The sequence below is a fragment of the Streptomyces sp. NRRL F-5122 genome, from assembly GCF_001507435.1.
GTDB classification, from domain to species: domain Bacteria; phylum Actinomycetota; class Actinomycetes; order Streptomycetales; family Streptomycetaceae; genus Streptomyces; species Streptomyces lannensis.
In genome coordinates, this window is sequence record NZ_LMWH01000004.1 from 1 (window position 1) to 14300 (window position 14300).

13 protein-coding genes and 1 pseudogene are annotated in these 14300 nt (G+C 67.7%); 3 read left to right on the plus strand and 11 right to left on the minus strand.

Going from position 1 to position 14300, the window contains the following annotated elements:
* Window positions 1-141: 141 nt before the first annotated feature.
* Entirely contained in the window at window positions 142-1422 is a 1281-nt protein-coding gene (locus ADL25_RS02200) for a hypothetical protein (protein ID WP_059125872.1), read from the minus strand.
* 299 nt (window positions 1423-1721) lie between these two features.
* Here ADL25_RS02200 and ADL25_RS02205 point away from each other — a divergent pair, with 299 nt between their 5' ends.
* Entirely contained in the window at window positions 1722-2525 is an 804-nt protein-coding gene (locus tag ADL25_RS02205) for a nucleotidyltransferase domain-containing protein (protein WP_059125873.1), read from the plus strand.
* 132 nt (window positions 2526-2657) lie between these two features.
* On the plus strand, window positions 2658-3086 hold the full coding sequence (locus tag ADL25_RS02210; protein ID WP_059126045.1) for a hypothetical protein: 429 nt from the start codon (window positions 2658-2660) through the stop codon (window positions 3084-3086).
* A gap of 755 nt (window positions 3087-3841) precedes the next feature.
* On the opposite strand, the pseudogene ADL25_RS50200 reads toward ADL25_RS02210, so the two are convergent.
* The 10 genes and pseudogenes from ADL25_RS50200 to ADL25_RS02250 all read right to left on the minus strand — a co-directional run.
* A pseudogene (locus ADL25_RS50200) lies at window positions 3842-4096 on the minus strand (cytochrome P450); the annotation flags it as partial.
* 634 nt (window positions 4097-4730) lie between these two features.
* Window positions 4731-6542 (minus strand): acyl-CoA dehydrogenase, encoded by a 1812-nt coding sequence (locus tag ADL25_RS02220; RefSeq protein WP_234380306.1) that lies wholly within the window; start codon window positions 6540-6542, stop codon window positions 4731-4733.
* A gap of 367 nt (window positions 6543-6909) precedes the next feature.
* Entirely contained in the window at window positions 6910-8265 is a 1356-nt protein-coding gene (locus ADL25_RS02225; protein ID WP_234380308.1) for a cytochrome P450, read from the minus strand.
* A 72-nt stretch (window positions 8266-8337) separates the two neighbouring features.
* The gene (locus ADL25_RS02230) at window positions 8338-8925 is read right to left on the minus strand and encodes a GTP-binding protein (RefSeq protein ID WP_059125877.1); all 588 of its coding nucleotides are present in this window, start codon (window positions 8923-8925) and stop codon (window positions 8338-8340) included.
* Complete coding sequence (locus ADL25_RS02235) at window positions 8900-9274, minus strand: DUF742 domain-containing protein (protein WP_059125878.1); 375 nt, start codon at window positions 9272-9274, stop codon at window positions 8900-8902. Before ADL25_RS02235 ends, ADL25_RS02230 begins: the two co-directional genes overlap by 26 nt.
* The gene (locus ADL25_RS02240; RefSeq protein ID WP_059125879.1) at window positions 9271-9672 is read right to left on the minus strand and encodes a roadblock/LC7 domain-containing protein; all 402 of its coding nucleotides are present in this window, start codon (window positions 9670-9672) and stop codon (window positions 9271-9273) included. The genes ADL25_RS02235 and ADL25_RS02240 overlap by 4 nt, the downstream gene beginning before the upstream one ends.
* The gene (locus ADL25_RS02245) at window positions 9669-10868 is read right to left on the minus strand and encodes an ATP-binding protein (protein ID WP_059125880.1); all 1200 of its coding nucleotides are present in this window, start codon (window positions 10866-10868) and stop codon (window positions 9669-9671) included. Before ADL25_RS02245 ends, ADL25_RS02240 begins: the two co-directional genes overlap by 4 nt.
* Before the next feature lie 372 nt (window positions 10869-11240).
* A complete protein-coding gene (locus ADL25_RS48805; RefSeq protein WP_115975229.1) occupies window positions 11241-11756 on the minus strand; it encodes a zinc ribbon domain-containing protein in 516 nt (171 codons plus the stop codon).
* Entirely contained in the window at window positions 11753-12007 is a 255-nt protein-coding gene (locus tag ADL25_RS50205) for a transposase (protein ID WP_115975228.1), read from the minus strand. Before ADL25_RS50205 ends, ADL25_RS48805 begins: the two co-directional genes overlap by 4 nt.
* A 203-nt stretch (window positions 12008-12210) precedes the next feature.
* Window positions 12211-13455 (minus strand): YbfB/YjiJ family MFS transporter, encoded by a 1245-nt coding sequence (locus tag ADL25_RS02250; RefSeq protein ID WP_059125881.1) that lies wholly within the window; start codon window positions 13453-13455, stop codon window positions 12211-12213.
* A 143-nt stretch (window positions 13456-13598) separates the two neighbouring features.
* On the opposite strand from ADL25_RS02250, the gene ADL25_RS02255 reads away from it, so the two are divergent.
* Window positions 13599-14198 (plus strand): TetR/AcrR family transcriptional regulator, encoded by a 600-nt coding sequence (locus tag ADL25_RS02255; RefSeq protein ID WP_059125882.1) that lies wholly within the window; start codon window positions 13599-13601, stop codon window positions 14196-14198.
* The last annotated feature ends 102 nt before the right edge of the window (window positions 14199-14300 follow it).

Consider the following 14300-nt stretch of genomic DNA (forward strand, 5'->3'; position numbering starts at 1 on the left):
CAACGCATCAACGTGCTGTTCGCCATGCTCCGCGACGGCACCTTCTACGAACCCAGAACCCCACGCCACGCTTGACGAAAGACATAGAGGCACCCCCCCGGCGGCCTGGCAGATTCCTCACCGCGGACACGCCGATGAGCGCTACGCGGCCGGCGGCGCCGTTGTTCCGCCGAGATCCTGGAGGAACGAGTTCCAGCCGCCGGTGGGTGCCTGTCCGACCCCGAGCGTACGGAGCTTGTCGAGGATCCTGGGGTCCTGGACGTCGAGCCAGTCGCAGAACTGACGGAACGACACCAGCCGAACGTCCTTCCCGCCCGCCATGACCTTCAGCGCCTCTTCCACGGCGTCCATGTAGATGCCGCCGTTCCACTGCTCGAAGTGGTTGCCGACGAAGAAGGGCGCGCGATTGGACTCGTACGCGCGCTGGAATCCACTGAGATAGGCCTCGGTGGCCTGATCGCGCCAGCCCGGGTAGCGGGACGACATTCCCTTCGTCGAATTTCCCGATTGGTTGGCCAGTATGTTGTAGTCCATCGAGAGCACCTCGAAGGAATGCCCGGGAAAGGGGACGGCCTGCAGCGGAAGGTCCCACACCCCTCCCCGCTTGACGGGCCAGATCTGACGGCCGCCGGGCGAACTCGCGTCATAGCGCCAGCCGAGCTTCCTCGCGGTCGGCAGCAGATTGTCCTGGCCGAGCAGGCACGGGGTGCGTGCACCGACGAGTTCCCTGCGGTAGTCGAAAGGCAGCGGGTCCATGTCGGTCCAGCCGCTGTTCGTTTTCCATTCGGTGACGAAGGACACCGCCTGGTCGATCTCGTTCTCCCACTGCGCGGGCGTCCAGTTCTTGACGGAGCCCGACCGTGTGCAGAAATGCCCGTTGAAATGGGTTCCTATCTCGTGGCCTTCGAGCCATGCCCGGCGCAGGTACGTCAACGTGTCTTTGATGTGGTCATCGCTGAGATACTCGATGTCGGACGCACCGACGGGGTTGTTCGGCGGCCGGTACTGCATCTTCTTCGACTCGGGGAGCACATAGATACCGGAGAGGAAGAAGGTCATCGCCGCGCCGTGGTTCTCGGCGAGTTCCAGAAAACGTGGGAAGAGTCCGTTGCCGACCTCGCCCGCGCCGTCCCACGAGAAGACCACGAACTGCGGCGGAGTGTCCCCCGGCTCCAGCGGCTCGGGATGCTCCGGCTGGTGCGGCTGCTTCCCGGTGTCGGCGGTCGAGCCGTCGCCTATGAGCCGGACCGGGGGCTCGATGGGGCGGGGTGTCCCACCGCTCTCGCCGCCCCCAGTGCTGCTGGGGCCAGGCTCCTGCCCCGGCGGGTCGGAACCGATGGTGAGACCCTCACCACAACCGGCGACGGCCACCGCAGCCGCGGCCCCGAGCCCCAGCAGGCTCCTTCGGCTGATGTCGCGCATGCCTGCCACCTCTCGTCGTCGTCGCCGCGTCTCTGCGCCGCAAAGAGGGAGACCGCATTCGGGGCGGATATGTGACAGGCATATCCGGCAAGGCCGCGCAGCGGACGGACGGCAGTGGGGCGGTGGACGGCACGGCCCGAGGTCGGGACGTGGGACGGCGCGTGTACGGCCGCCCGAGTCCGGCGGTGCGGACAGGAGGGTTCCTGCTTCACCACGGTCTGCCGTGCCGTTATTTCCCTGGGGGTCCGGCCCGGTGGCGTGGTACGTTGCAAAACTTTGTTCCATTCGGAAGGAATGCCATGGACATCCCCTCCCTGCACAGCCGGTTCCTCAGCAATGTGCTTCCTCGGATTCAGCAGGATCCGCGAGTGACTGGTGTTGCCATCGCGGGGTCGATCGCGGGAGGCAACCCCGACATCTACTCCGATGTCGACCTGATCGTGGTCATCGACGACGAGGCATTCGACTCGGTCATGAAGGAGCGGCTTGCGCTGATCAGCTCATGGGCCACCCTGGTGGCCGGATTCACCGGGGAGCACGTCGGTGAACGCCGCCTGATCATCACGCTCGTCGGGCCGCCCATCCTCCATGTCGACTTCAAGTTCGTGAAAGCCTCCGACTTCGCCGAGCGTGTCGAGGACCCGGACATCCTGTGGGACCGGGACGGAGGCCTGGCCGACTCACTTGCGGAACATCCGCCGCAGACCTCGTCGTTCGACCTTCAGTGGATCGAGGACCGCTTCTGGATCTGGGTGCATTACGGTGCGACGAAACTCGGCCGCGGTGAACTGTTCGAGGTCATCGGCTTTCTCAACTATCTGCGAGAAGCGGTGCTGGGCCCGCTGGCGGCCCTCCGAGCGGGTGCAACGCCCCGCGGCCTGCGCCACCTTGAAACCATCGCACCGGATGAGGCGCGCGACCTTCGGACAACTCTGTGCGGCTACGACCGACATGGCGCCGGTCAGGCACTCCTCGCCGCCGTCGAGCTCTACCGGCGGTGGCTCGATGACACAGGAGCCACGATCGAACGCCATCACCACGCCGAAAGGCTCGCCGTGCAGTACCTCCACGAGGTCATCGATGGAACGCCGCAACAGGCGTGAGAAATGCGGACCACAGGTCAGGCGTCCAGTAAGGCTCGTTCGGGACGAAGAGCAGTCGTGCTGGAGGTGTATCGGCGTGCACCGTCCCGGCGGATAGTGTTTGCCTTCGGCGCCAGCGGCAACGCGGAATCCATGAGTCAATCAAACAGCAGCACGAATCAAGATTCGGTATCCAAGCGGAGTGCATCCGCCAAGGCCCGGCGGGCCACGGCGAAGGCGACTGCTCCCGCTTCGCAGGCGGCGGACAAGGCGGCCGAGAAGTCCGGTGACGTGGCGTCAACAGCCGTGGACGCGGCCGAGCGCACGGCCGGGACGGGCGCCGCGGTCGTGCACAGCGCGGCCGAGCGTGTCCAAGCCGGCCGCCAGGCAGTCATAGCTGCCTCGGGCCAGGCCGTATCCCTTGCCAAGACGGGATGGACGTTGATCGCCCATCGAAAGATCCTCGCCGCCGGTGTGGGTGCGGGGTTGTCGGCGTTGGGTGCCACGTCCTACCTGGCGGGTCGCCGTGCGGGGCGCCGCACGCACGGTCCGATCACCCGTCTGACCGGCGGGCGGATCTGAGGCGGGAGGCCATCCCCGTCACCCGTAGCGGGGGCGCCGAGCGCTGTCACCTCGACGTGGCAGCCGCCGGTACGGCTGTGCCGGGGTAGGTGCAGCCGGCATTCGTACAGTGGTGCGCTCCACCTGGACACCAGGGACCATGCCCGCTCCACGGTGTGTGGGCCGACGGCGGACGGGAGGGGAGCCGGGGAACGCGGGGGCCGAGCAGTTGCGCGGAACGTGCCGCGACCTAGTACTGCAATCACAGTCGTCGTAACGGCGGACACCCTGAACCCCAACGGAGGCTCCCAATGAACCTCCACCCGCCCGCGGGCACCATCACCATTGTGGGAAAGAAGGTCTCACGACTCGGCTTTGGCACCATGCACCTCACCGGCCCAGGCACGTGGGGCGACCCCCACGACCGAGACAGAGCTATCTCCGTGCTACGTCAGGCCGTCCACACAGATCGGGCCTCGACCACGCTGTCCGCACCGTACGGACACGCCACGCCCGCCTGTTCGGCTTCTGCCCCATCTGCCACCGCGGAGCGCATCAGGCGATTCGGTCTACTCACTGTTCAAAGTTTTCGTTGACGGCATGTGCAATGAGGATGAGACCGGTCTACGCATTCGAGCGGTACGGGACCCGCTCCAGGAAGGAGGCGCATCCCTCCGGGCACGACGACAGCTTTAGAAGCTCTTCCTGGGTCATCCCTTCCGGGAACACGACGTTTTCGCAGCTAGGGCAGACGCCGTACGCGCCGACGGGGCACCCAAGTCCTCGAGGGTCCGGCGGTCGAAGAGGTTGCCGAGGCTGCGCCGCTGGCACGTATGGGTGGGGGCGTCGAGCCGCGAGAGGGCGTGGCTCATCTCCTGGGTGGCGGGGGCGTGCCGGCGTTCGAGATCCGGTTGGCGTTCCTGCCAGTTGATGTCGGGCACCAGCCAGGTCCTGCCGCGCAGGACCTGGCTGCAGGCCTCGTAGGAGGTGACGAAGTACCCGCCCCAGGGGGCGGGGACGACGTCCCCCATGGCGCGGAGTTCTTCCCAGAGGGGCAGGGGGTTGGTTTGTCCTTCGGGAGGACGTAGGCGACGGAGAACTGAGATGACGGCGCGACGGTCGGTGGTTATGCCGCCTATGTCACCACTGCGGTCACGCGGAGCTCCTTCGAGTGGGCAGAGCGTCACCGTTACCGGCGGAATCTACCCTTCCTCCCCCTCTGGTCATGCGGAGCGGAGGGTTGCTTCTGTCGCATGCCGTCCTCTGCACGCAGAAGATGCCGACGAAGGCGCTCCAGAATGCCCTTGCTGACCTGTCGGTTCCCCCCGGCACGGAGCAGTTGCCACGGGTGCGTGGAACTCGTCAGGCGTGGTCTGCCGGGACTGTGCGGGAGCACGGACTGCGCCAACCCAGGTTCCCGGTCCCGACGCGAAGCGGACGGAGAGCCAGAGCTCGGTGGGAGGGACCGGGCCGCCACTGCAGCTCCTCGACTGGGACATCGAGCGCCAGGTCGGGCAGCGCGTTGAGGACGGCCTCGAGCGCAGTCCGGGATATCGCCGTGGCCGGGGCGGACCCGCGGTGCCGGGGGGACCCAAAGCCACCGCGGTTGCTCACGGCCCGGCACATCCGCCCCAGTACGCCCACCGGGAGGGCAGCCCGCCCAGGCTAGGCGGGCGCCAACGCGACCACAGGCGACGGGGCGCGCAGCATTGGATGCTCGCCCATGAATCCTTCCAGGGCAGCGAATGCTTCGGTCAACTGCAGGCTGTACGGCACGAGTGCCTCGACCGCCGCTTCTTCCACGTCCGGTAGCTGCTGCACGTGGTCGGCTGTGAGGCGGCCGGCGGCAAGCAGGTCCCCGCTGTGTGCCTTCACCTGGCGCAGCGCGAACAGGGCGTGCAAGCACCGGAGAACCGCGCGGGCCTGCGGATCGGACGGCCGTCCAGCGGCGGTGAGGAGGGCCTGTGCCGCACGGCGGTGCACGTGCGCTTCGACCAGGTTCAACGCGGGTGTGACGGCTCCGTTCCAGCGGGCGAGGGGATCGCCGCGGCGACCGCCGCGCAGTCGGCTCCGGGCCCGGCTGTGCCAGATCCGTTCGACATCCGTCAGCAGGTCCTGGAGATAGGCGGGGTCGTCCAGAGTGCGACCGGCCGGCGGTGTCTCGGAGGGCGGTGCCGGGGTGAACCCGCCCAGGAGCATCTCGCCCGCGGCCTTGACCCAGATGACGCGGTTGTCGCCCTCTGCCGTGATCGTCCCTTCGTTCGCGGCCAGTTGGAAGGCGATGCCGTTCGAGAGCAGCAGGCCCTGTGCGCCGCACCGCTCCCGGCACTCCGTCATCACCGAACGGGCCTGCCAGGTGATCCACGCCTTGGCCACGGCGGCCAGGCGCTCGGTCTCCTCCTGCTCGGCCCCCGCCCCGCCTGTCCACTGCCGCACGACGTCGCGGTGCAGCAGCGTTGCGGCGTAAGTGGTGGCGACGGCCGCCATGAGGGGGGCGTGGTGACTGCGGTGCTCGATCAGCGAGACCTTGCGACCCGTCGTCATGCCCGAGGTGAGCCGGCGGTGGGAGTGCTGCATCGTGACGGCCAGGGCGTGCCGGGTCACACCGAGGCTGTACGCGGTCATGCACAGCTTGCCTGTATGGACGCGGCGTACCGACTGAAGGAACCGTTTGCGCGGGTTGCCCAGAGAGCTAGTGAACGTGCCGTCGCGCGACAGGCGGCCGTGCTCGCCCTGCAACAGCGCTTCGAACGGCAACCGCACCTGATGGAAGGACGTGGCGCAGTGGTCGACGGGCGCACTCGCCGTCTGCGGGAGGGGTCGTACCTCCACGCCGGGATAGTGGTGGCCCGCGCTGTCGGTTAGAGGAGTCAGGAAGAGGAACACGCCGTGATCGATATGGTCGACCACCAAGCGGGCCGCCACGACGGCGTTCTTGGCGCCACCCGTTGACGAGGTGTTGGGCATCCACTTGCAGGCGCCGGGCGTCGGTGTGTCAAGGATGAATCCGCTCGTCTCGCGATCGAACGTCGCCGTTGTCTCCAGCGATGCGGCGTCGTTGCCATGGTCCAATTCGGTGCAGAGGAACGTGCCGATGCGGTCCATGCGGGCGTACGCGGACAGGTCCCATCCATCCGTGTCATGGTCCACCAGACTGCCGATGTGGAGGTTCCAGTGGATGCTCGCGATGGTGGCCATGCCGGCGTCCACGACGCCGGCCCACTCGTGCATCGCGGTGAGGGATTCGATGTCGGAGGCGAGACCGATCGGGTCAGCCACAAATTCGTTGACCAGGCGCAGTCGCTCGTAGGACAGCGCCGTCCGTTCACGCGGGTTCAGGCCCTCCTGGAAGCTGAACCGCGGATCGCTGAACAGGGACTTCCAGGGCTCGTGGATCTGCTCTGCATGAGGCCCGAAGAGGATACGGGCAAGGTCCGCCGATATACCCCGAGGCCGGGGGAGTGGAGTGGCAGTCACGGCTTGAAAGTACTTGAAAGCAGCGGAGTTGATTGCTCCGCTCAGCGTGATGATCAACACGATTGGCTGTTCGAAGAACGTGGAAGATACCCAAAGTCTCCGCGTGGTGACCGTCGAGGGACCCTTGAACGTGGCCTGGCGCGGGCCGTCTTCATCGCCGAGTTGATGTCGGGCACGAGCCAGGTCCTGCGGGGCAGGACCTGGCTGCAGGCCTCGTAGTTCGGGGGCGAAGTACCCGCCCCAGAGGGCGCCGGCGACGTCGCCCATGGCGCGTAGAGCTTCGGGGCGACACCGCTACCGCCAGGACCTACCGTCCCGATCCACTGGGTCTGCGCTGCAGGGAGCGGTTCCCGTTGCTGGCCGACCTCTACACGCGGAAGATGTCGAGGAAGGTGCTCCAGAATCCCTTCCTCACCCTTTTGGCCTCAGAGTGGAGTGAGGGCGTCACGGGAGTGTGGGACGGGGCAGTCGTGGTCTGCGGGGTGGTTTGTGCGGGGGTGTGGAGTGCGGCCACCCGGGTTCCGGGGGTCGGTGTGAAGCGCACCGGCAGCGTCGCCAGGGCGCGGTGGAAGGGGCCGGGCCGCCACTGCAGCTCCTCGACCGAGACATCGAGCGCCAGGTCGGGCAGCGCGTTGAGTACGGCCTCGATCGCGGTCAGGGAAATCACCGTCGCCGGGGACTTTGCCGGGCAGGCGTGCGGCCCGGCGCCCCAGGCGAGGTGAGCCCCCTTGCTGAGGGACTCACGGGCTGCGCCAAGTGCGGGGTCGGAGTTGGCGCCCCCGAAACTGATCATGAGAGGCGTGCCGGCCTCCACTCGGACGCCGCCGAGGTCGACGTCACGCAGGGGGTAGTGCGTGGCGTAGTTTGCGATGGGCGAGTTGTTCCACAGGACGTGGTCGATGGCCTCTTCGGGCAGCATGCCCGCGCCTCGGCTCGAGGAGCCGGACAGCAGCAGGAGCAGGGCGTTGCCGATCAGGTTCCGCTCGGGCTCCACGCCGGCGCCCATCATCATGACGAGCTGGTCTTTGAGTTCCTCGTCGTTCAGGCCGGCGGGGTGCTGGATGAGCCAGGAGGTGACATCGTCGCCGGGCTCGCGCCGCTTGAGAGCGATCAGCTCCATGAGGCAGGCAGTGATGTTCTCGCTGGCCTTCAGGGCGTCCCTGCCGTCGAACATCGCCGACATGGAGGTGGTAAGGCGATCGCCGATCCCGGCCGGGCAGCCGAAAAGCCGATTGAAGAGCAGCAGCGGCAACAACTTCGCGTAGTCGTTCAGGAGATCGGCGCGGCCGCGTTCGCTGAACTGGTCGATCAGGAAGGCGGCAATGGGCTCGGCGTCCCGGCGGATCCGGCCGATGTTGAGTCGGTCGAGGCTGTCCGTGACGGCCTTGCGCAGTCGGAGATGGACAGCCCCGTCGGTGAACATGGCGTTGGGACGGAACGCCATCATGGGCACCACCGGACTGTCCGGAGCTATACGGCCCTCCATGAGGGCCTTCCAGTGCCGGGCGTCCTTGCTGAAATCGGTCGTGTTCTGCAGCACGCTCCGCGCCGTCTGGTAATCGACGACGAGAGTGGCATCCACCCCGGGGGCGAGCTCGACCGGCGCCGCCGGCCCCTCGGCGCGCATCTTGTCGTAGGCTGCATGCGGATCGGCGGCGAACTCCACCGTGTGCATCGGGCACCGTGCGGGGGCGCCCGGCACGGCTGGTTGCTGACTGTCCATGGGATCGGATCCTTTGTGGGCCCGGCGTCTTTGCGGTCCGGGCGAGTGGAGGAGCAGGGGGCGAGCGGCGGATCAGGCCGTGCGCACAAGGAGATGCTTCACGAGCGTGATCAGCGACCTTGCTGACGACGCACGGTCGCGGGCATCGCAGTACGAGACAGGGGTGTCGGGCAGCAAGTCGAGGGCCTCACGGATCTCGGCCTCGCCGTACAGGACATCGGTGAAGGAGTTGACCGCAATGGAGTACTCCAGGCCGTATTTCTCGACCAACTCGATCACCGGGAAGGAGTCGGCCAGCCGCACGGGGTCGACCAGGATCAGCGCTCCCAGCGCCCCGCGGGCCATGTCCTCCCACAGCTGGACGAACCGCTGCTGACCGGGCGTACCGAAGAGGTACAACACCACTTCGTCACCCAGGGTGAGCCGCCCGAAGTCCAGGGCGACCGTGGTCGTCACCTTGTCCGGTGCACCCGCCAGGTCGTCCACGTGAGCGGAAGCCTGAGTCATCCGCTCCTCGGTGCGCAGCGGGGGAATCTCGGACAGCGAGCCGATGAAGGTGGTCTTGCCCACGGCGAAGTGCCCCACCACGAGGATCTTTGCAGCTGTCGTCACCGAGCCCGAGACGTAACTCGGCTCAGGCATAGAGGCTTTGGAGTCCATGCAGCACCTTCTCGATGACGAGTCTCGATTCGGACTTGGCGGGCGGCGGCGCAGAGCGGCGCAGCAGATGGCCTTGGTCCGCTAAGTCCGTCAACAGCAGACGGGCAACCCCGACCGGCAGGCCCAAGTGCGCGGCCACTTCCGCCACGGCCAGGTAGCCCCCCGCACAGAGCTCCCAGATGGCGCGTACTTCCGGGCTGGCACCCAGCGGCAGTTCCCGGTCGGGCGCCAAGGTGACGAGCATGTGCAGGGAGAGGTCGTCGGCGGAAGGCAGGCGCCGGCCGCCTGTGATGACGTAGGAGCGGACGAGTTCGCTGGAGACCGGAGCTTCCTCGCCGGGCGCGCTCATGCCTCAGCACCAGCGCTCTGACGAGGTTGGGTGCTCAGTGCCCGACCCAGAGCAGCCACCTGCTGCTGCATACGCATCGACATGACCTCCATGTCGACGTCCAAGGCCGCGGAAACAGCCATGTAGGCTCCGCTGCCTGCCGCGATCAGGAAGATCCAGCCGCCGTCGTACTCCAGCAGGGTCTGCTTCCAGATGCCCTTACCGCCTGCCACGAACCCGGCGACGGCGCGGCTGAGGGACTGCATCGAGCTCATCGCCGCGGCGTTGGTCTCGGCCTCGTCTCGGGGGATTTCGCTGGAGCGCTCCAGGAGCAGGCCGTCAGCGGAGACGAGGATCGCATGCCGGGCACCACGGACGCTGATTACGTCGTCCAGCACCCAGGACAGGTCGGGCTTCACTGGTTCTCAGATCCTTCCGTGGTGGTCGTGTCCCGCCCGCGGACGGTTCCGCGTGCGAAGGCAGTGAGGCGTGTCGCGGTGGCGGTCACCTCACTGTGCTCCGGCACCGGCACCGGGTCCGGCTCGGCTGCCGGCGATGGTGCAGGCGGTACCACTGCGACCGCACGGCGACGCCTGGGCAGACCGCCTGCCGTCGTCCCAACGATTGCCACCGGCGCCGTGACGGGGCTGCTCGGCGACCCTTCACTCGCAGTGGTGGGGCTGTTCTCGGCTTCAGGCGCGGGGAGATCGTGGGTCAAGAGGCTCTCCGGAAGGAGGATGACCGCGCGGACGCCGCCGTACGGCGAGACGGAATCGACGGAGACTTTGAAGCCATACCTTGCAGCGAGCACACCTGCGACAGCGAAGCCGACGCGCGGCGGGCTGCCCAGGCTGGTGATCGACACAGGGCCCTGCGTGTTCAGCAGGGCGGAGGCGCGGTCCTTCTCCTCTGCGTTGATACCCAGACCGGCGTCGTCGACGATCAGGCACACACCGGTCGGAACGGCCTGGATGTTGATCTCGACGGGCGTGCCGGGCGCCGAGTAGTTCGTGGCATTGTCCAGGAGCTCGGCCAAGACGACCGCCACCGGTTCCACGGCGGTGCTGGCGACTGCGACGTTGACCTGGCTGTGGATCCTCACCCGGTCAAAGAGCTTGATGCGGCCCTGAGCGCTGCGCGCCACGTCAAGGACAGGGGCTGCGCGGTCACGTCGACCGAGCCAGCCGCCGCACAGAGCCGCGATGCCCTGAGCCCGCCGGCCGAACTGGCTGTTGGTGTGGTCGATCGTCATGAAGTCGGCAAGGATCTCGCTGTCGTTGCCGTACTTCACTCGGGCCAGATCGCTGATGACGCCCTGCTGCTCATCAGCGAGGACCTGCAGGCTGCGCATCCATGTACGGAGAGCGGCCTTAGTTTCCTCTTCGGCGTCGCTGCGGACCTGCGCCAGATCGCGATCGTGCTCGGAACGCAGGGTGGCGCTCTCGTTGGCAAGCCGTTGGCGCTCTGCTTCGAGACGGCCCTGGCTTGCCTGCAGATCGGCGTTCTGCTTCCGGAGCGCCAGATTGGTTCTCCGGGCGAGCATCACTGCGAGGACCGCAGCGATCAGTACTCCTAGCAAGATCCACAACAGTGGATCCTTCATCAATGAGGTCATCAGGCTCTCTTCACGTCGCATCGCGGGGGGGTAGTGCAGGACCGCGCGGCAGTGGCCGAAGTCGCGGACCTCACGCCGCGCTGCGGGCTCACTCGCGGACCAACGGCTACTCCTTCGCAGTAGGCAAAAGCTATCCCCCGTGACACGTGCATGACGCGACGTCAGCCTACTGAAAGCCAGATGATCTTAACAGCGGGGCTCGTATCAATCCCCGTACCACGGTGACGACTTGGGGAGGCAGCGTGAACCTTCGCCAGGAAGGGATGCTGACGAAAGGCTCACCGAGGGCCGAACAGCCCCCTGGCACTACTGATGCCCTACCGTGAACAGTCGTTGAGCTTGCACTCTAGAGCGGCCTACATCATCAAACGGTCAATCCCCACGTACCCGAGTTGGACACTTCCCGACCTGCGGATCAAGAGCCGTTTCGCCGTTTCGTGCCCGCTCGTGGAGGGTGGAGAGCGCCGGCGGATCGCTCCGCTGAGGTGGCACCGAGCCTGATGGGCCGGTGCCTTCCCGTTTCATTGCCTCATGCCGCTCGGCTCGTGGGCTCGGCGATCTTACGGAGGCTCCGCGGGCGTTTTGTGTATCCCCTCTACCAGGGGCGACGGGCTGGTCGACAGGGGCGGCGTGAGCTGCGATGTTGTGCGCGGCGTTGAGGCCTCGGTCGATCGTGAGGGTGCAGCTGGTGCAGTGGAACGTCCTGTCCGCGAGTGGGAGGCGTGGGTTTTGCCACCCGCAGGCGGAGCAGGTTTTGCCGGACGGCCACTGGCGGTCGAGGACCGCAACAGCGGAGCCATACCAGCGAGTCTTGTACGTAAGTTGGCGTCGCAGCTCGCCGGGCGACGTGTCGACGATGGCTCGGTTCAAGCCGGCCCTCTGCTTCACGTGTCGGCCGGGATCTTCATCTGTTCCATGCGTAGCGCGGTGCGCCCCCGCAACGCCTTGACGGCGACTACAGCGAAGCGGGTAGCGAGCTGCTTGGTCAGGGCGTGCAGCGCGGTGCTGCGGCGCACCGCCACCTCGTGGTGCAGCCGGCTCACTCGTTGCCGCGCCCTCTGACGCCGAGCCGAACCTTTCTGGGTACGGGCCAGAGCCCGCTGCGCCTTGGATAGCCGCAGACGTGGGTCGTTCGACATGTGGTCGGTCTTCCGCGCGCCCGACCGGACTCCTTCCCGATTCGCTGAGGTGCGTGGCTGCCGCACCGCTTCCAGGCCGTGCCGCGGGATGATCAAGGCTGCACATCGTCGGCCCCGACAGCAGACTGTCGATGGGCGGAGACGGCGCAAGCTGCGCAGCACTTCGTGCCGTGGCGACCGGTGACGTGCCGGTCAGGGGTGCCTCAGCCCGCCGTCGTGACGCGCTCGGGTGCGGTCACATGGACGGTGTGATCCCCGCCCGAGTGCACGAACCGCGTGGCGAGACCGGTCAGGAGCGCCAGGGCGAGGGCACCGCCGCCGATCAGGAACAGCACGCGGTGGTTCTGGCCCGTCAGGTCGAAGACGTACGAGTACAGGTACGCGGACACCGCCAGCGAGAGGGCACCGGCGACGGTGGCCTTCCCCCAGGCCGCCGACTGCTCCTCCGCGCGTGCGGGCACCAGTTCGTGGACGCGTCCCAGGACGACGGGCACGACGCCGGGCGGGAAGGACCCGATGACGGCGCTCAGCACCGCGACCTCGGGCAGGTCGTGCACGAAGGCGAGCGTGGTGAGCGCTCCCGTCTGCACCAGGATGATCAGCAGCAGCGCCCGGGCGAAACCGAGGCGGTCGCCGAGGAGTCCGTAGAGGGTGGGCCCGACGAGGGCGCCGAGGCCGTAGACGATCCACACCATGGCGCCGCTGCCGGAGCCCCTGTCCAGGCCGCGGCTGACGAAGTCGGCGAGGAAGGACATGGCGGGGACCAGGCCCATCGAGATCAGGGCGTACTGCACGAGGAGCAGCGCCAGTCGCGGCGACCCGGCCGACCCGCCTCCCCGGGGCGCGGCACCGGACGGCGTGGCCGCCGCGGACGCCCGGGGCGTGAACCAGCCGTTCCAGCTCAGGACCGTGAGCAGTGCGCACAGTGCCGCCAGGCCGATCCACGTGCTGCTCAGGCCCGCGGTCAGCAGGAGTGGCACCAGCGTTCCCGAAGCGGCGATGCCGAGTCCCAGGCCCGCGAAGATCGCGCCGCCCGCCAGTCCCCGGCGCTCACCGCGCAGGTGGGGCAGTACGGCCCCGGCGACCCGCACCATGATCACGCCGCCGGCCACGCCCGAGACCAGGCGCCAGGCGAAGAACCAGACCACCGAGACGGGGACGCTGCACGCCAGGAGGCCCACCGTGGCGAGCACCATCATCCAGCGCAGTGCCCGGCGGTCGCCGAGTCGCCGTGCGACACGACGGGCGGCGAGCGCGCCCAGAAGGTAGCCGGCGAGGTTCGCCGCGCCCAGGTAGGCGACGGCCGAGGGCGAGAACCAGTGGGCGTTGATGAGCTCCGGCAGCAGTGGCGTGTAGGCGAAGCGGGCCAGGCCGATGCCGACGAAACTCGCGCTCGCGCCCGCCGCGATGGCGCGCCAGGGAGCGGGTCCGGAAGGTGTGGCGTTCATATGCGTGTGTCCGCTTTCCGCCCGGGTGTGACGGGCCGGGGCACGGCCCGACCTGTCTGCCCGGGCCATCTTTGACAGTCCCGTCATGTTTGACAGAGTTGCAAACTTTGACGATGGCGTCAAAAATGAATTACCGTGGGGTCATGGCAGGACGGCGGCAGTTCGATGAGCAGCACACCTTGGGCCGGATCCTGGACGTCTTCTGGCACCAGGGCTACGGGGCGACCTCCATGCAGGACCTGGCGACGGCCACCGGCGTGCAGCGCGGCTCGCTCTACAACGCCTACCAGGACAAGGAATCGCTGTTCCTGCGCGTCTTCGCGGACTACGCGGACGCCTTCGTCGCCGACGCCGGCACCGCGCTGGACCAGCCGGACGTCCGGCGGGCGCTGGAGGACTTCTTCGACTTCACCATCAACTCAATGACCCGCGGCACCCCGGCCCGTGGCTGCCTGTCCACCAAGACCGCCACCGACACCCAGGCCGACGCGGAGCCCATCCGTGCCGCGATCCGCGGCATGCTCGACCGCCTCGAGGGCGCCATGATCGAGCGGCTGTCCCGGCCGGACGCTGCCGGCCGCCTCACCGTCCCGCCCGCCGAGGCGGCCCGGGTCCTGGTCACCATGACCCGCGGCACCGTCGTCATGGAACGCGTCTACCAGGACCCCGAACGGCTCCGGGCCACCGCCCGATCCATGATCACCATGCTCCTCGCCGGACACCGGGAACCCGCCGTCACATGATCACCCCGACCGGGTACCGGGGTAGGTTCTGATGAACGTCGCAGCACCTGACGTCCGGGCGGGCGATGAAGAGCCGTATGAGCACTGCTGGGGGGACGCCCG